15 protein-coding genes and 4 pseudogenes are annotated in these 17,256 nt (G+C 59.8%); 12 read left to right on the forward strand and 7 right to left on the reverse strand.

What is annotated here, in order from left to right; translation table 11 throughout:
- The 3 genes from HUK73_RS16180 to HUK73_RS16190 all read left to right on the forward strand — a co-directional run.
- Positions 1–1,221, forward strand: a 1,221-nt coding sequence (locus HUK73_RS16180; RefSeq protein WP_176593082.1) for a TonB-dependent receptor, incomplete at its 5' end; no start/stop codon positions are given.
- A complete protein-coding gene (locus HUK73_RS16185) occupies positions 1,113–2,219 on the forward strand; it encodes a TonB-dependent receptor (protein WP_255326388.1) in 1,107 nt (368 codons plus the stop codon). The genes HUK73_RS16180 and HUK73_RS16185, both read left to right, overlap by 109 nt.
- Before the next feature lie 214 nt (positions 2,220–2,433).
- On the forward strand, positions 2,434–3,585 hold the full coding sequence (locus tag HUK73_RS16190; protein WP_176593084.1) for an acyl-CoA dehydrogenase family protein: 1,152 nt from the start codon (positions 2,434–2,436) through the stop codon (positions 3,583–3,585).
- A gap of 210 nt (positions 3,586–3,795) precedes the next feature.
- Here HUK73_RS16190 and HUK73_RS16195 read toward each other — a convergent pair.
- The 5 genes and pseudogenes from HUK73_RS16195 to HUK73_RS16215 form a co-directional block, all read right to left on the reverse strand.
- Positions 3,796–3,924 (reverse strand): annotated as a pseudogene (locus tag HUK73_RS16195) (ATP-binding protein); the annotation flags it as partial.
- A 113-nt stretch (positions 3,925–4,037) separates the two neighbouring features.
- Entirely contained in the window at positions 4,038–4,442 is a 405-nt protein-coding gene (locus tag HUK73_RS16200) for a limonene-1,2-epoxide hydrolase family protein (protein ID WP_176593085.1), read from the reverse strand.
- Positions 4,443–4,515: 73 nt separating this feature from the next.
- Complete coding sequence (locus HUK73_RS16205) at positions 4,516–6,348, reverse strand: NAD(P)-binding domain-containing protein (RefSeq protein ID WP_176593086.1); 1,833 nt, start codon at positions 6,346–6,348, stop codon at positions 4,516–4,518.
- Positions 6,349–6,815: 467 nt separating this feature from the next.
- Positions 6,816–7,148, reverse strand: a complete 333-nt coding sequence (locus tag HUK73_RS16210) for a fumarylacetoacetate hydrolase family protein (RefSeq protein ID WP_255326389.1) — start codon at positions 7,146–7,148, stop codon at positions 6,816–6,818.
- Positions 7,118–7,383 (reverse strand): annotated as a pseudogene (locus HUK73_RS16215) (transposase); the annotation flags it as partial. The gene HUK73_RS16210 and the pseudogene HUK73_RS16215, both read right to left, overlap by 31 nt.
- A 62-nt stretch (positions 7,384–7,445) precedes the next feature.
- On the opposite strand from HUK73_RS16215, the pseudogene HUK73_RS27195 reads away from it, so the two are divergent.
- Positions 7,446–7,912: pseudogene (locus HUK73_RS27195) on the forward strand (recombinase family protein).
- Here the strand turns inward: HUK73_RS27195 and HUK73_RS26815 are convergent.
- Positions 7,873–8,021 (reverse strand): annotated as a pseudogene (locus HUK73_RS26815) (sugar phosphate nucleotidyltransferase); the annotation flags it as partial. The pseudogenes HUK73_RS27195 and HUK73_RS26815 sit on opposite strands and share 40 nt — an antisense overlap.
- Positions 8,022–8,320: 299 nt before the next feature.
- Between HUK73_RS26815 and HUK73_RS16225 the strand changes: the two are divergent.
- The 5 genes from HUK73_RS16225 (at position 8,321) to HUK73_RS16245 (ending at position 10,356) form a co-directional block, all read left to right on the forward strand.
- Positions 8,321–8,533, forward strand: a complete 213-nt coding sequence (locus HUK73_RS16225; protein ID WP_176593087.1) for a hypothetical protein — start codon at positions 8,321–8,323, stop codon at positions 8,531–8,533.
- A gap of 20 nt (positions 8,534–8,553) precedes the next feature.
- The gene (locus HUK73_RS16230) at positions 8,554–8,823 is read left to right on the forward strand and encodes an usg protein (RefSeq protein WP_176593088.1); all 270 of its coding nucleotides are present in this window, start codon (positions 8,554–8,556) and stop codon (positions 8,821–8,823) included.
- Positions 8,820–9,170 carry a hypothetical protein gene (locus HUK73_RS16235; protein ID WP_176593089.1) on the forward strand — a complete coding sequence of 117 codons (351 nt, stop codon included), beginning with the start codon at positions 8,820–8,822 and terminating at the stop codon, positions 9,168–9,170. Before HUK73_RS16230 ends, HUK73_RS16235 begins: the two co-directional genes overlap by 4 nt.
- A 327-nt stretch (positions 9,171–9,497) precedes the next feature.
- Entirely contained in the window at positions 9,498–9,968 is a 471-nt protein-coding gene (locus HUK73_RS16240) for an Hsp20 family protein (RefSeq protein ID WP_176593090.1), read from the forward strand.
- 94 nt (positions 9,969–10,062) lie between these two features.
- On the forward strand, positions 10,063–10,356 hold the full coding sequence (locus HUK73_RS16245) for a hypothetical protein (RefSeq protein WP_255326390.1): 294 nt from the start codon (positions 10,063–10,065) through the stop codon (positions 10,354–10,356).
- A gap of 442 nt (positions 10,357–10,798) precedes the next feature.
- Here HUK73_RS16245 and HUK73_RS16250 read toward each other — a convergent pair whose 3' ends face one another.
- Positions 10,799–12,256: an efflux transporter outer membrane subunit gene (locus HUK73_RS16250; RefSeq protein WP_176593091.1), complete on the reverse strand. Its 1,458-nt coding sequence runs from the start codon at positions 12,254–12,256 to the stop codon at positions 10,799–10,801.
- A gap of 92 nt (positions 12,257–12,348) precedes the next feature.
- On the opposite strand from HUK73_RS16250, the gene HUK73_RS16255 reads away from it, so the two are divergent.
- From HUK73_RS16255 to HUK73_RS16265, 3 genes are read left to right on the forward strand one after another with little or no spacing between them, the layout of a single operon-like run.
- Positions 12,349–12,963, forward strand: coding sequence for a TetR/AcrR family transcriptional regulator (locus HUK73_RS16255; RefSeq protein ID WP_176593092.1), 615 nt, complete (start codon positions 12,349–12,351; stop codon positions 12,961–12,963).
- A 42-nt stretch (positions 12,964–13,005) separates the two neighbouring features.
- On the forward strand, positions 13,006–14,106 hold the full coding sequence (locus HUK73_RS16260; RefSeq protein ID WP_176593093.1) for an efflux RND transporter periplasmic adaptor subunit: 1,101 nt from the start codon (positions 13,006–13,008) through the stop codon (positions 14,104–14,106).
- Positions 14,103–17,225, forward strand: coding sequence for an efflux RND transporter permease subunit (locus tag HUK73_RS16265; RefSeq protein ID WP_176593094.1), 3,123 nt, complete (start codon positions 14,103–14,105; stop codon positions 17,223–17,225). The genes HUK73_RS16260 and HUK73_RS16265 overlap by 4 nt, the downstream gene beginning before the upstream one ends.
- Positions 17,226–17,256 lie beyond the last annotated feature (31 nt).

The raw sequence follows: 17,256 nt of genomic DNA on the forward strand, positions 1-17,256 counted from the left end.
ATGATCGCTAAGAAACATTTGGCTCTGCTGGCATCAGGCGTTGCGCTGTCATCGCTGTTACCGACGTCTGCGCTGGCCCAACAAACTGGTCCGGCAGGCGGCGGTAAGGCTGCGGCTGAACAAGAGGCCGGTCTCGAGGATATCGTTGTCACGGCGCAACGTCGGTCCGAGTCAGCACAGTCGGTGCCAATAGCCGTGGCTGCATTTACGGCAGAGGGGCTGTCCGCTTCGCGCACTCTGTCGTCGGACGACCTGCCTGGTCTGGTTTCCGGTCTGACACTTGCGCCTAATGGTCCGCGTACACCATTGTATCTGCGCGGTGTCGGCAACAACAACGCCGCGTCGTCACCTGCGGTGTTGACGTTCATTGACGGCGTCTACATGCCGTTCAACATCGGCGCGCAAGGGTTCAACGATGTCGCGTCGATGGAAATCGCCAAGGGACCGCAGGGCACGCTCTTTGGCCGCAATGCAACCGGCGGTGTGATTCAGATCACCACGAAGGATCCGACTTCTACCCCGTCGGCCGACTTGGAACTGGGCTATGCGAACTATGAAACTGTCTCGGCCAAAGCATATATCGCAACGGGCCTGGCCCCGAACTTGCGCGTCGGCATTTCTGCCTTTTATGAGAACCAGATGAAGGGTTGGGGCGAGAATGAATTCAACGGCGCCGATATCTACCGGACTAAGAAATATGGTGGGCGCGTCAAGTTCGTCTATGACGTTTCGGACGTCACGACAATCAAGTTGGCTGCAGATTATAGCTATGGCTACGGAAACAATGGATCGGGCATTACCCCACCCGCCGGCCAAAATTCCTTGTACAACTCCATCACCGGGACAAGGATGTTTTTTGCGAACGACTTTAACGTCAACGCTGATGTCTCGCCTTATTTCACAACGAAAGAAGGTGGCGCCAGCCTGACCGTTAATTCAGCGATTGGCGAGCTGAACTTGTTGAGTGTCACTTCTTGGAGAAAGAACAAGAACTTCCTCCAGATCGATTATGACGGAACTCCGACCAACTTCCTGAATATCAACCGCTTCGCCGAAGACGAAGCATATACTCAGGAATTCCAGATCAGTTCGCCGTCCGACGGGCCATTTAAATGGGTGGCCGGGCTTTTCTACTTCAGCGAGCGCCCGAAGGTGAATCCGTTTATCTTCTATGGCCCAGGCTTGCCGTTTGTGTTTGGAACGCCCCCGGCCAGGCGCTGAGTTCGTGGGCGTTCGACAAGGTGAATGCCTATGCAGGCTACGGACAGGCTTCACTTGAGGTGCTCCCTGGCACTACGTTGACGCTGGGCGCCCGTTACACGATCGAAAAGCGTAAGCAGCGCGGCTTCAACGATGTGGGTGGTACTGTAATTCCCGGCAGCGCCGGCGAACAGTCCAAGACGTTTAAGAAACCTACCTTCCGTGTGTCGATCGACCATAAATTCTCGCCCGATCTGATGGTATATGCTTCGTTCAATCGCGGCTTTAATTCGGGCTGGTTCAACACCCTAGCTCTTGGCGGCTTTTCTGCTGCTGCCAATCCGGTCATTCTTCCCGAAACCATCGATGCCTATGAAGTGGGTTTCAAGAGCCAGCTGTTCGATCGGAAGCTGCGCATCAACGTGTCGGCATTCCAATATGATTATACGAATTTGCAGCAGCAGTTCTTCGAGTTCGGTGGGCTGGTGACGAAGAACGCAGCGGCGGCAAGGATCCGGGGCGTTGATGTGGATATACAGGCACGGCCGGTGCGCAATCTCGATCTCTCGGTTTCTGCTGAATATCTCGATCCTAAGTTTACAAGCTATCTGAATGCGCCATTTTATCAGACGCTGCCCAGCGGGGAATTGGTCGCAGGCGTGGCTGATGCCAGCGGATCCTCGACGCCTCAGGCGCCGCATTTCAGCATGAATGCGAACGCCACCTATTCACTGGAGACTGCAATCGGCACTTTCCAGTCGACTGCTGCGGTGAATTTCAGGGGTAAAACCTATGCCGACACTCTCGAACAGTTTCCACTCAAAAAGCGCACCCTCGTCAATCTGACCGAGCGTTGGGAGTCCATCGATCAGCAGCTTTCGGTGTCATTGTGGGTGAAGAACCTCTTGAACGAAAGATATGATGATTCGTTGAACCTTCTGGCTCCCGTCGGCCCCGCGGCACAAGTAGGTGCACCACGTACATACGGCATTACGCTGGGCTACAAATTCGGTAGTTAATTTTGATGAGCAGGCGGGGCAATGTTTCTCCGCCTGCCATTCTTCGAATTATTAGCAGCTGGTGCGAACACAGATATGTTGGTCATGCGTTATGCTTAACTGATGTAAATTTAGGCTTGGTGATCGGCGTGAATAACGGAACAGTGCAATCTGATATTTTCATTAAGTCGTAACTAAATATTCAACTTATCCTGGACGCAGCAAGAGGCCCGCAATGTCTTATTTCTTGACCGAAGAGCAGGAAGCAATCCGTGATGTCGCCCGGCGCTTCACTGAAAAAGAGGTGAGGCCGCGCGCACTAGAAATTTACGGGCCTAAAGGTCATGAGATCATCCGGGACTTGGGAAAGAAGATGGGTGACCTGGGCTTCTACAGGCTTTCCCTGCCCGAAAGCGAGGGGGGAATGGCTGCGCCCAAGACGACCGTCCTCCTGATATATGAGGAGCTTGCCAAGGAAAGCGCTGCGCTCGCTATCCATCTCGTGCTCAACGGCGCCTTTTCAAGCGTGCTGCTCGGCCTGCCGGCGGCCAAAGAAAAATGGTTCGAAAAGGTGATGTCTGGAGACGCCTCAATGTCGGCGTCGGGCACTGATCCGCGGGGTGCCGCAAACTACACCGAATGGAGCGATCTGGCAGTCAAGGACGGCAATCACTTCATACTGAACGGCTCCAAAAACTATTGTTCGGGCGCTCCTTACGCCGATCTAATCGTGGTATTCGGCTTGTATCAGGGGACAATGTGGGCGTTTCCGATAGAATGCGGCAGTCCCGGCTTTACGGTCGCAGAAGACAGAAAGATGGGGCTCGGTACGACCTTTGGCGCCCTGACATTATCGGATGTCAAAGTACCGGTTTCAGCATGCTTGGAAGTAGCCGACTGGGTTAGGGACCGCAAACTCGTCGGACCGACCGGGCAATCCGCCTACACTGTGCTTGACATATCCGCCATGGCCCTAGGATTAGCTGAAGGTGTCTTCGAAAAGGCACTGGAGTACGCGCGGGAGCGCACGAATGCCGGTAGCCCAATCTTGTCCCTCGGCGCCATCCAACTCAAGTTTGCGAAGATGAAGGCCCAGATCGAAGCTGTTCGCCACATGCTCTATAATGCCGTTCGCCTGCTCGACGAAGGACGCGTGGACAAAATGCTGAACCATATGGTCAAACCACTGGCCACTGAGATGGCCGTGGATGTCGCGCGCGATTGCATGCAGATCTATGGCGGCAGCGGATACTGCATCGATACGGGCATCGAACGCTATCTTCGCGACGCTATGGGCTTGACGATCGGCGAAGGCTCCAACGATATGCACTGGTCTACCGTTTCAGCCATGATGGACATGCCAGGAGCACGACCCGGCTCATTTTAACGCATGGGCGCACGCGATTGAAGCCATGCTCGACGATCAAACGCTTACGCTCGGCGTCGCTGAGCAGACGGTGTTCAAATGGCTGAAACGCGGTAAGCTTCAGGGCCGGCAAATCACGAAAGGCAGCCGTGGCAGGTGGACCTGACCGACCAGCAAATAAAGGCGCTCACAGCGCAAAAATACAGTATGATCCCATCCAGGAAAGCAGCATCATGAAACGTTCGGCGATCCGAACACCGATGTCCATTCATCGAACGGCAGATTGCTGGTAATCAACGCTCTGTTGTGGTCGTAGCGCTGGCCGAGCACCTCGAATAGCAGTTCGCCGCCGATGGCGGTGAACGGGACATACTGGGCGGCAGGTGGGCCGCCGCCCTTTTCACAACGCGTGCCGCCTTGCCGTCCGACTTAGGTGTAGCACGTCTGCCAGCGGCGGCGCGCTTTGGTAGTGATCAGGTCTGGGGTGTGTGCAACACCGAAAGTTTTTGGAAGGCGGCGAGATCGAAATAATCGCGCCATTCAGTAATCCTGCCGTCGGGGACACGAAAGCTTCCCATTATCGGAATGCCCTCGCGCCGCCCGTCTGACCGGTGGTAGAACATATCGATCCGCTCAGTTAGTACGATGTCACCCTCGACAGCGAGCGCGAGAATTTCCCATTCGGTCAGCAGCGAGTTTCCCAGATCGAACTTGACCATGAACGCCGGTGTTGCTTCGCGCCCAATAATGGGGTCGAGTGGGACATTGTGATAAAAGACATCCTTAGCCAGGTGGTCGAGGGCATCCTGCATCCGGTTGTCGTTGAAGCACTGGATGAACGATCTGATTATATCGGCCGGAGAGAACGGCTCTTGCACTTATAACGTCCTGTATATTGAAGGCGACCCAACGTCGCAGCCCGGTTAGGCCAGCCCGTGAATGGAAACGGCTCTAACTCGAATATGCCCAGTGCGGATCGAGGGCTACGACACGGGGCTCACCTTGCGCTGCGCTGCTCTCCAGACCAATTTTTTCAGGGTCGTGGAGCACCAACCCCATCAGATCGGCCTTTATATATAGAGCCGTAAACTTCGAATAGAATCTCGCCGTGGGGAAGCCGCCGCCGAGAACATAGAAGTTTTCCTGTGCTGTTGGCGCGTACATGTTCCGCATCTCGCCTCCTTCGTCGAGCCCCCAGATCGGCCCCACCTTGTCGGCCAGCTCGCTGCCGAACAACTTGCGCACTTGCTCCTGAAGCGACTGGTAGCCGGTCGCGAGCACGACGATGTCGGCATCCAAAGCGGTGCCGTCGTCCAGGATTACCCGTGTCGCGGTGAGACGCGCGACGCCCAGGCCGGACCGGACCTTGATCTTACCGTCGACGATCAAATCCGATGCGCCGACATTGAGGTAATAGCCGGCGTGATATCGCACCAGCTTCATGTAGAAGCCGCTATCGTCCTCGCCATTATCCAGCAGGAATCCAACCTTGCGCAAGCCGTCCAGCAATTCACGATCCTGCTCCTGGATCGACCGGCTCAATGGCTGATGAAGCTTGGCGAGTAGCGGGAAGGGTATCGCGGCCCCGGTCATGTCCGTATCATTGATAGGCCTGACGCCGTCATTGTCCCGATATAGCTGGTAAACCCGCTGCGCGCCGGGCTCCAGGCTCAGCACCGTGATCGACGAGCGCTGGATCATCGTCACATCGCCGCCACGCGTGCAGAAGTTCTGCGCGATGTCGTGTGCGCTCGTGCCGGCGCCGACGACGACCACCTTTTTCCCCTCGACATCAATGTCATCAAACGGCTGACTGGAATGAAGAAGGGTTCCGCGGAACCCGTCGAGTCCGGGAATCTGGGGTATGCGCGGCAGACCCGCCACGCCCATCGCGCTCACGATGTGTCGCGTCTTCAGCATTCGGGTGGCGCCGTTTGCCAGCGTCAGGTTCACCGTCCAAACCCGCTCCACGGGATCGAATTTCGCGTCCTCGAAAATGGTGCTGGTCCAGACGTCAAGATCCATTGCGTGGGCGTAGAACTCTAACCAGTCTGCGACCTTGTCCTTCGGCAAGTAGGTTGGCCAGTTTTCCGGAAATGGCAGATACGGGAAGTGGTTCATCGCTATATCGTTGTGAAGCTTCAGCGTGCGATATCGCTTCCGCCAAGTTTCGCCCACCTTGGCGCCACGCTCGACGATCAACGTCTTGACATCGAGTTGGCGCAAGCGTGCGCCGAGCATCAGGCCTGCTTGCCCGGCACCAACGATGATTACATCGGGATCGACGGCCTCGCTGGCGCTTGCCGCAAGCGTGCATTCCGGAAAATCCCGGAGCCGGGTGCGGCCGACGGATTCCGGGAAGTCTTTGAGTTCGTTCATCGTCGTGAGTACGGTGTAAGCCACCGATCGACCGGATGTGCCCTCATCGCGGATCAGCCGGACGTGACCGCGACCGAGCGCGATCTCGGTCTCGAAGGTGAAGAAGAAATCGAGCGTCTGTGCGATATTGCCCAGCATGCTCACATAGGGCGTGCCCTCGACACGGAAGCTTCGCGGCAAACTATGCTGCACAGCCCCGCTAAGCATGGCGCGTATCTCATCCGCCCCATGGGCGGTTGTGAATTCCCACTTGAAGGTCAGAAGATCTCGCCAGTAACCGTCTGGCTTCAGCAGGGTCGTTGCAAGACCTATATCGTTCTCGGCCAGTGCCTCTTCGATAGATCCCAACCAGCATTCAGCAACATGCTGAAGCGCCGACGGTGCCAATTCATCCCAACGTGCCAATGACTACTCCCTTATGCGATCTACGGCGGGCTGCTCCGCACCTAGAGCGATCGCCCAAGTTTGCCTCGGATGGCTGATCCAGACATCGCGTGCGACTAATCTGTTCACCGCCGCCCTCAAAAGTGGAGGGCATCTGCCTATTCGATACAAGAGTACGCAATGGTTGGCAACGCAATTCGTTAAGCAGCTTTCATAATACGGTTCGTGGCACCCGGCTCGAGTAGCACGTGGCCCAAACAAAAATTTACAATTTGCTGGGTGTTATCGGCTTCTTGTAAAGCTTGGAAGAGACGGTTAAGTTAAGGAAGTTGACAGAAGTCTTAAGATTGTCGGGCCTCGCGAGCCAGACTGGTTGTTAGCTCCTGACCCGGTAGGACCTCGCTAGGACCACCTTTCAGACTCCCGTGCAATGCGTAGCCTCCAGATGGCACCAGATCGCCGAAAACCGTGGAGCACGGCATGGTCGTTCATTCTGCAGGCTCGCCCACGGTGATGGTCAGTGGCGAAAGTCCTTCGATTTCAACTACCATGATATCGCCCGGCGATACCGCGCCGACCCCGGCGGGTGTTCCGGTGTAGATAAGATCGCCTGGCTCAAGGCAATAGAGGCCAGAGAGGAATTCGATCAGCCGGTCGACAGGGTTGACTAGTGCCGACAGGTCGCCCTTTTGCCGCACTTCGCCGTTCACTGTCAGGGTGATGGCGCCTTTGCTGGCATCGCCCAGCGCGGCGGTAGGATGAATTAGGCCAAAAGGCGAAGATTGTTCGACGTTCTTACCGGCTCCAGGAAACCAGGACAATAGCTCCCTGTGCGTAGCTTAGGGATGCGCAGCTCGACCGTGCCCGCGCGCGTCTCCCAGTCCGATCGCGGTAGCCATTGCGCTGCGCCTGCCGCTCCGCGCTCTTCTCGCCATAGGCGGCACCGGTCAGTCCACCAACCTCCAGCTCCATCAGCCGTTGCGCGGCAAAGCCGATCATCTCACGCAGAAAATCGCTGTCGGCACTCTTTCCCAGCAGGGCCTGAACGTCCATCATCTCTTGGTCATCGGGATCTCCATAGATTGAGTCTCGCAACCCAAATCTATCCGAGATCTCCGATGGCCACCCGCGAAACTGACCGGCCGCTACTGCGCTTGATCGATGAGGGCGTCCGGTCAGCTCCGCTACCGTCGAGCTACACCGCGCCTCGGGGCACGACCCGTCAGGATACGGCGGCGCAGCTGGATGCGCTGCGCGCGGCCGGGTGCGCCGCCATTTTCGAGGATAAGGCCAGCGGCGCGAGCCGGGAGCGCCCACAGCTGGCGCGGGCGATCGCGCGAGCAGGGGAGGGCCATACGCTGCTGGTGGTCCGGATCGATCGCTTGGCCCGTTCGCCGAGTTCGAACGCGCTAAGATACGCGAGCGTACGCGGGCCGGACTCGAAGCGGCGGTTGCGCGAGGTGCCAAGCCGGGAAGCCCCAGAATGCGCGCCCGTGATGCCCACGCGATTGCGGATATCTGCTATGGCCACCGCGAGCGCTGGCGGATTGCCGCCGCGAAGGCGGCCACATCCTTGATCACATGATCGCTCGGCATGACGAGCAGCAGCGCGTCGGTCCTCAGCGCTTCGAGCGCGGCATGGCGATCGCCGCCGCCGTGTTCCGGCTGCCGGGTTCTAGGATCAGCTTGCCCGGCGCTTTCCGACCTGGTCGAGATCGTTCATGATAACCTCCAGATGCAAAACGTGGATAGGATAAGCCTGGCGTCCATTGGAACGACAGGTTCCGCGGAACTTGGAAGCCCCATTTTTTCCTTCAAGAGGGAAAACGAAAAAAATTGGCACTCAATGATGGTGAGCGCCAATACTCCCTTATCAGGGGCTTAGGCCGTAAAATTCCCTCTTGACGCGACTCGCCGTCGCACCAAAATCTGAAGGGCACGCGGTCATTTCCGCGCATGAAAAAGGAGCGACAAAAGGAAAGGAGGCAAGGCCATGTCGCAGCCATTTTCCCGTTTTCTTCATCCCTTCGACGTTGCACGTCATCCGAGCCTGGAGCCGGAGGTGAAACGCGCCATCCTCGCATCCTGGGCATCTGATCGATCTGCAGTGCGGGACCAGCCAGCCATGAAGAAGCCGCCCGGCGCCAAGCGTGTGGTCTCGATCGACGACGTACTGACGGCGATGCGCGACCTCGACGAAGGTTAGGGTCCCGCGCAGTCGCTGCAATGATCGAGCTATGCTTCAATGCACAGCTGCAGGGCTATGGCATTACGACGGCGGAAATCCATTTCTACCGGCCTGATGCGCCCTCGTTCCTGCAGTTGTTCGTGTGGCAGGAATACGATCTCGCGCCCGATTTTCCGGTGCTGTTCGAGTTTCTCGACCACTGGCGGCGTGAGATCGAGGCCGCTCTCCATTCCGTCCGGATCGTGCATGACTGGCTGATCCGTCCGACCGAGTGGCGCGCGGTCAATGGCGTGATCTCGATCCAGTGAAAAGCGACCTGTTCAGGCGATCGCATTCTCGCAAGGATGACGTGCGGCTGCGGCTGCCCTTTGATGACATCATGGAATTTGCCATTGCGCTTCTGTCGATCAGCCCGCACGGGCTTGAAGCGCTTGGCTGGAGCTTCGTCGATCGCAAGCGGTTCCTGGATCACTTTTTCGTATTGGGCCGTGCCGCGCAAGGCGTGGAGCCCGAGCATCTCGGGAAGATGCCAATCGAGATCGTCGTTCCGAAGGCCGATCTCTCCCGTCTCCAGCAGTTCGCGGTTCGGGAATTGCCCAGGGCCGCTTACCGCTTGGACTTGTCGGCCGCTTCTGTGGCCGTTTCCACCCAATAAGGGGCCGCGGTGAGAAGATCTTGTAGGACTATCGATGGTTTCTAGCGCAGCAGTGAGAACGAAGTGGCCCCGCATGACGAACGCCAAGCAGCCAACGCCCACCACGCCCGTTTCGTTCGCGTAACCTTGTGTTCGCCGGAATAAATCCAAGACGGCCAATTGCGCGCGCACTGCACAGCGAGGCGAGCGAAGTACCTCTTGAAAGCGGTGGATGACCTCCTAAATTCTTAGCCGCCGGATGCCGAACCGGGTCCGGTGGGACACATGAGAGCGCCGGCTCTCTCCGGCGTCGCTCATGCCCAGATCGCTTCGTAGGAGGATTTGGAAATGAGAAATAACTTCGACTTCACGCCCTATCGGCGTTCGACCGTGGGCTTTGATCGACTCTTCAACCTGCTTGAAGCAGGTGCGCGGGAGGACGAAGGTTACCCACCCTTTGACATCCTCAAGGATGGCGAGGACAGTTATCGCATCACGCTGGCGGTCGCTGGCTTCCGCCCCAACGACATTGAGGTGGTGGCACAGCAGAATTTGCTCACCGTCACCGGCAGGCATGCCGAAGACGACGGCAAGGGCGAGTATCTCCATCGCGGGGTCGCCATGCGCCCATTTGAGCGACGCTTCCAGCTTGCCGACTTCATCGAAGCAGGAGAAGTCAGCTTCGAGAACGGCTTGCTCAGCATCGCGCTCAAGCGCGTCGTGCCTGAGGCGATGAAGCCACGCCGGATCGCGATCAGCCCTGGCGTGGCCGCTAGTGATCGCATTGGCGGAGGCGATACAGTCGGCGCGGCTGCCTAACCCACGTCCCACCCGGCCTGCCGGCACCGCCGCCTGCAACCCAGCGGGCGGCGCCCGGCAGGTTCTGCCCATCTTCAAAGAAAGGAGATTACCTGTGGCCATTCGTGACTTCATTCCTTGGAACCGGCAGGAAAACCGGCTTCCCGTCCCGGTCAGCGCTGAGCGCGACCGCGACAATGACACCCACCCGCTGCTCTCGCTCCACCGCGACGTGAACCGGTTGTTCGACGACGTCTTTCGCGGTTTCGGTGTGCCGTCGCTTGCCGGGTTCGACCGCGGTCTGTCGTGGCCGAACCTCGAACTGGCTGAGACCGATAAGGATACGCCTACAGTCGGATCTTCAAACAGCCGCCCGCAGAAGCCGACATGCGGCGGCATTTCAATGTGACCGCCCCTCTGTTCACCAGGCGGTACTTACGCTCGGAAAAGCCGGCCTCATCAAGCGCGAACCCGGCTCCGCTAGAAGCATTCAACTCATCCTCCCTCCAGAGGACCTGCCCATCTTGCGATGAGCCAAACCGTCATAATTTCTGTGGCGCGACGCCGGCGGGCTTACCTGTAAAAACTCAGTGCACGAGTGCCCAGGATGGCGGCTCGCGGCCATCTTATCGCACCTGCCACTGGGAATGGGGCTTTCCGCACCTCAGGCGACCCGCCGATCGAGTCCGTCCACTCACGGCATGTCCATAATCAGCCTCGATGAGCGCAATGCCGAGCTTTTCGCCCAGTGGCGGATGCCTCCCTGTCGCCAGCATCGCCCGGACCTGACCGAGGCCATCAAGGGCCCGTGCTGCATCTTTGAACATGATGTTGGCTCTGAAGAAAGAGTGTCAGACGTCTCCGGGGATGACTTGCGGTTCCCAGCCGCCGCCCAGCGCGCGGAAGGATGCGATCGCGCCTCGGGTTGCTGCGGCGCGCGCCTGGATCGCCCCATCGCGGGTTTCAAGTAGGCGCCGGTCGGCATCGAGCACCTCGATCAGGCTCGCAACCCCGCCCTTGTAGGCGGCCATGGAGGCGTCTCGCGCACGCGATAGCGAAGCCTCACCCTGTAGGAGCGACGTCGCGCGTGCTTCTTGCTGCACCAACGTCGAGAAGGCGTCTTCGACATCTTGCGAGGCGCGCAGCACCGTCAGGCGATAGGCCGCCAGAGCTTCCGCATTGCGCCCCTTGGCAGCCTTGATTTCAGCATCAACCCGGCCGAAGTCGAACAGGCGCCAACGCAGACCGAGTATCCCGTTGGCTTGGGCCGCATTGCCCGTAAAAAGGCCTCCGGCAGCCGTTGTTGCCGTTCCCAGCAGGCCGCTGAACGAAAATTTCGGATAATATTCGGCAATCGCTACACCGATCCGGGCATTGGATGCGGCAAGGGTCCGCTCTGCCGCGATGACGTCAGGGCGACGGCGCAGCAAGGCGGCCGGTCCCCCTGCAGTCGAGATCGCCGGCGGCGCGGGGATCGGCGCTTGCGGAGCCAACTCCACCCGCGTGGTGCCGGGCTGAACGCTAATCAGCACGTCGAGTGCATTCATCGCCATGTCGAGTTCGTTTTGTAGCGCCGGCACGGAAGCACGGACCTGCGCCAGCGCGCCTTCCGCCTGCCTGAGTTGCAATTCTGCGGCCACGCCTTTTCGATATTGAAGCGACACGAGGTCGACGAGGCGCTGCTGGGTGTCGAGTTGCGAACGGGCGACATCGAGACGGGCCTGCAACATTCGGATGGCAACGTAGGTATCGGCGATCTGCGCCGCGACTGCGAGTCGCGCCGCAACCGCCCCAGCCCCCGATGCCTGCCAATCGGCGCGCGCAGCGTCACGTCCAGCATCGCGGCCGCCGAATAGGTCGAGTTCCCAACTGGCGCCGAGGTTCAGCTCATAGGTTTCGGTCGACCGCTCGAACTGCGGAAAGGCGCTGCCGATCCGGCCGATCGGGGTTTCCGTCGATTGATAGACCTCCCCCATCTGCCCACTAACCTGCCCCGACGGCAGCAGCGCGGCGTTGGCACCCTTAAGCGCCGCGCGCGCCTGAACGACACGGGCGCTCGCCTGCTGCAGATCGAGATTTTGCGCCAACCCCCGCTCGACGAGGCTGGTAAGCATTGGGTCGTTGAACGAGCGCCACCAGGATATCAGATCGGCTGCTTCCGCCGAAGAGCTTCGCGCTTCCACCGCCGCCCCTGCATGGAAAGCTGGAGGCAACGACGATATAGGGGGCGCATACTCCGGGCCCACGGCACAGCCTGCGAGCAAAAGAGGCACCCCAAGGGTAGACATGATCAAAGGCAAGGGCCGCATCTTTATCCTCGAGGGTCATTGAAGGATAATATGACTAATAAGTAGTTTGGTCACTTGTTGTCAATGGCGGCAGTCGGAACTATGGTCGAAGGATGACCAATGCCAATTTGAATGCCCCGACGCGCGGCCCCGCCGAACATGCCGTGCGAGACCAGATTATCGCGGCGGCGCAAGAATGTTTTGCACGCTACGGCTATGGCAAGACGACTGTTTCCGACCTTGCCAAGGAGATCGGCTTCTCCAAGGCCTATATCTATCGGTTCTTCGAGTCGAAGCAGGAAATCGGCGAAGCGATCTGCAGCTCACGTCTGGAGCGAATCATATCCGAGGCGCGCGCAACAATCGACGAAGGAGGCAGCGCCACGGAACGATTTCGCCGCATGTTCAAGAGCCTGACGACACTCAGCGTCGAACTCTTTTTTCATGATCGGAAGATCTACGACATCACGGCTCATTCGGCCGCCGAGCAATGGGGCTCTTCCATCGCGTACAAGGAGACGCTCAGGGCGATGATCCTGGAAATTGTCAAAAGTGGGCGGGAAAGCGGCGAGTTCGAGCGCAAGACGCCGATCGACGAGACCTGTCGCGCGATATTCTACGCCATGATGCCATTCGTCGACCCGCTTCACCTTGAGCGCAACCTAGACCTGCTTCCCGATGCTCAGACCGAGGTCGCTAGCCTGATCCTGCGTAGCCTCGCCCCCTAAACGAGACTGTGACCTATTGACATATTAGTCACAAGGCAACACATGATCCTTCAAAGTTTGGAGGATCCAGCCTTGTCGATTCGATTTATCGGAGCGGGATTATCCGCCCTTGCATTCTCGCTTCCTTTGGCAGCCTGCCATCAGGCAGAGGCGGACCCGCGTACGGAGTCGCCGCTCGTCCGGGTTATGCAGCCTGCGGCCGAAGGGGAAGTGAACCGGGAATTTACCGGTGTGGTCGCCGCGCAGGTTAAGAGCGATCTTGGTTTCAGAGTCGGAGGCAAGGTTATCGAGCGCCTCGTCAACGCGGGTGATATAGTCCGACGGGGTCAGCCTTTGATGCGAATCGATCAGACGGACCTGGCACTCGCCACACGCGCCACGCTCGGTACCGTCGACGCGGCGCGCGCGCGCGCGCGGCAGACGGCTGCGGACGAAAGGCGGTTCCGCGATCTGGTTGGCGCGGGCGCGGTATCGGCGTCTGCCTATGATCAGGCGATGGCTGCGGCTGACTCGGCCCGCGCCCAGTTGTCAGCGGCCGAGGCACAGGCGCGTGTGGCTCGCAATGAAGCAAATTACAGTGTCCTCGTGGCGGATGCCGACGGGACGGTCGTCGAAACTTTGGCCGAGCCGGGGCAAGTGGTGAGCGCGGGCCAGATTGTCGTGCGTGTGGCCCGATCAGGCCCGCGCGAGGCGCTGGTGCAACTGCCCGAGACGCTGCGTCCCGCCATCGGATCGGCCGCGCAGGCGCGCACCTACGAGGGTGCAAGCGGAACCGCCACCCTGAGACAGTTGTCCGATGCCGCCAACCCCGAATCCCGGACTTTCGAGGCGCGCTATGTCCTGAGCGGCACCCCCGCCCGCGCGCCGTTGGGATCGACTGTCACGGTGATGTTGGCGCTGCCCGGCGATGTCCGCGCAACCCAGGTGCCGCTCGGCGCGATCCGCGATGTCGGCAAGGGCCCGGGTGTGTGGGTCATTCGTAAGGGATCACAACCGACCGTGACATGGCGTCCGGTACGTATCGTATCCCTTGGCCAAGAAAGCGCGACACTCGCTGCCGGGCTGAACTCTGGTGATCGCTTCGTGGCCATGGGTGCACACATGCTGCACGAAGGTCAGCAAGTCCGGGTGTCGGCACAATGAGTGGCGGTTCGGAAACACCCGGACCGTTCAACTTGTCCGCCCTTGCCGTTCGAGAACGGTCTGTCACCCTGTTCTTGCTGATCGCGATCATCCTCGCGGGCATCTTCGCCTTCCTGAAGCTAGGCCGCGCCGAGGATCCCAGTTTCACCATCAAGGTCATGACGGTGGTTACCGCCTGGCCGGGCGCAACCGCGCAGGAGATGCAGGATCAGGTCGCAGAGCCGCTCGAAAAGCGTCTTCAGGAACTGCGCTGGTACGATCGCAGCGAAACCTTCACGCGGCCGGGCCTCGCCTTCACCACCGTGACGTTGCGCGATCGGACGCCGCCCAAGGAAGTGCCGGAGCAATTCTACCAGGCACGCAAGAAGATGTCGGACGAGGCGCTAAAGCTACCGCGCGGCGTCGTCGGTCCTTTCGTCGATGATGAATATGGCGACGTCAGCTTCGCCCTCTATGCCTTGAAGGCCAAGGGCGAGCCTCAGCGCAACCTAGCTCGGGATGCCGAACGACTGCGCCAGCGGCTGCTCCATGTGCCGGGCGTCAACAAGATCAAGATCGTGGGCGAACGGCCCGAGCGTATCTATGTGGAATTTGCCCAGGAGCGGCTCGCTACGCTCGGCATCTCGCCACGTGCCATCTTCGATGCGCTCGCCAAGCAGAATCTCATCACGCCCGCCGGGTCGATCGAAACGAAAGGCCAGCAGGTCGTCGTCCGCCTCGATGGCGCCTTCGACGATCTGTCCACGATTCGCGACCTGCCGATCGCGATGAATGGCAATACGATCCGCTTGTCGGAAATCGCGAACGTTGAGCGCGGTTACGAGGATCCCGCGTCCTTCCTGATCCGCAGCGAGGGTGAGCCGGCACTGCTGCTGAGCGTCGTGATGCGTGATGGGTGGAACGGCCTCGATCTCGGTAAGGCGCTCAATGCCGAGATCGACAAGGTCCGGGCAGAACTGCCGCTCGGAATGACGCTTACGGCCGTCACTGACCAATCGGTGAACATCAGCGAGGCCGTCGACCAGTTCATGCACACCTTCATGGAAGCGCTCGCGATTGTGATGATCGTCAGCCTCATCAGCTTGGGATGGCGCGTGGGCATCGTCGTGGCCGCAGCCGTTCCGCTCACGCTGGCGGTCACTCTGGTCATCATGTGGGCAACGGACCGCGTGCTGGATCGCATCACGCTTGGCGCCCTGATCCTCGCCCTCGGGCTGCTGGTCGACGACGCCATCATCGCCATCGAGATGATGGTGGTGAAAATGGAGGAGGGCTATGATCGCATCCGCGCGTCGGCCTATGCCTGGAGCCATACGGCAGCCCCCATGCTGGCCGGCACCCTTGTCACCGTCATTGGCCTGATGCCGGTCGGCTTCGCGCAATCGACCGCCGGCGAATATGCCGGCAACATCTTCTGGGTGGTCGGCTTCGCGCTGATCGCGTCCTGGTTCGTCGCTGTGATCTTCACCCCCTATATGGGCGTCAAGATGCTGCCCATGATTAAGCCCGTCGAAGGTGGTCATGAAGCCATCTACCAGACACCGCGTTACGAAAAGGTCCGTGGAATCATCGGCTGGGCGGTACAGCGCAAGAAGTTGGTCGTGCTGACGACAGTGGGCGCGTTCCTGATCGCTGGTGTCGGCATAGGGGCGGTGAAGAAGCAGTTCTTTCCCACGTCCGATCGGCCCGAGCTGCTGGTCGAGGTGCAGATGCCCAAGGGCACGGCCATCGTGAACACCAGCGAGTCCGCCCGACAGGTGGAAGACTGGCTCCGTAAGCAACCCGAGGCGAAAATCGTCACCGCCTATATCGGCCAAGGCGCCCCCCGCTTCTTCATGGCCCTGTCGCCCGAACTACCCGATCCCTCCTTCGCCAAGATCGTCGTGCGCACCGACAAGGAAGAAGATCGCGACGCCCTTAAACAGCGTCTGCGGCAGGCCGTGGCCGACGGTCTCGCGCCGGCGGCACGCGTGCGGGCGACGCAGCTGGTCTTCGGACCGCCCTCGCCCTTCCCCGTCGCATTCCGTGTCAGTGGCCCCGATCTCGCGACCGTCCGTAGCATCGCTTTCCGCGTGCATGATCTGATGCAGACCGACCCGATGATGCGCACGGTCAATATCGATTGGGGCGAGCGCGCACCGGCACTGCACTTCGTTCTCGACCAGGATCGTCTGCGTGCACTGGGACTGACCTCGAGCGATGCCGCCGAGCAGTTGCAGTTCCTGCTGACCGGCGTCACCGTCAGCCAGGCACGGGAAGACATCCGTACCGTCGATGTCGTTGCCCGTTCCGCCGGCAATGACCGGCTCGACCCGGCGCGCATCGGTGATTACACGCTGACGGGCGCCGGCGGCGAGCGCGTGCCGGTCAGTCAGATCGGCAAGCTCGAGGTGCGGATGGAGGATCCGATCCTCCAACGCCGCGACCGCCTGCCGACCATCACCGTGCGGGGCGACATTGCCGACGGTCTTCAGCCACCCGATGTCTCGACCGCGATATTCGATAAGCTGCAGCCGATCATCAGGGAGCTGCCGAGCGAATATCATATCGACACGGCGGGCTCGATCGAGGAGGCCAGCAAGGCCAACGCCGCGCTCGCTCCAATCTTCCCGATCATGATCGTGCTGATGATGATCGTCATCATCCTCCAGGTCCGCAGTCTGTCCGCCATGGGAATCGTACTCTCGACCGCCCCGCTCGGCCTGATCGGCGTGGTGCCCACCCTGCTGGTGACCGGTCAGCCATTCGGATTCAACGCGATTCTCGGCCTCATCGCATTGGCGGGCATCCTGATGCGCAACACGCTCATCCTGATCGGCCAGATCCACGACAATGAACGTGCCGGGCTGTCCCCTTTCGACGCGGTGGTCGAAGCGACGGTCCAGCGCTCCAGGCCGGTCATCCTGACAGCGTTAGCCGCGGTGCTGGCGTTTGTGCCCCTGATCAGCTCGGTGTTCTGGGGCTCGATGGCGATCACGCTGATCGGCGGCACGCTGGGCGGCACCGTTATCACGCTGTTGTTCCTGCCGGCCCTCTATGCGCTCTGGTTCCGCATCAGACCACCTTCGAGCGATGATCAACCCAAAACTCCGTTCGCCACAACGGCATTGGCCTCCTAGAAGCGCAGAGCTCGGCAAGGGGTTCTGTCGG

Source organism: Sphingobium sp. EM0848, assembly GCF_013375555.1.
In the GTDB taxonomy this organism is placed as follows: Bacteria; Pseudomonadota; Alphaproteobacteria; order Sphingomonadales; family Sphingomonadaceae; genus Sphingobium.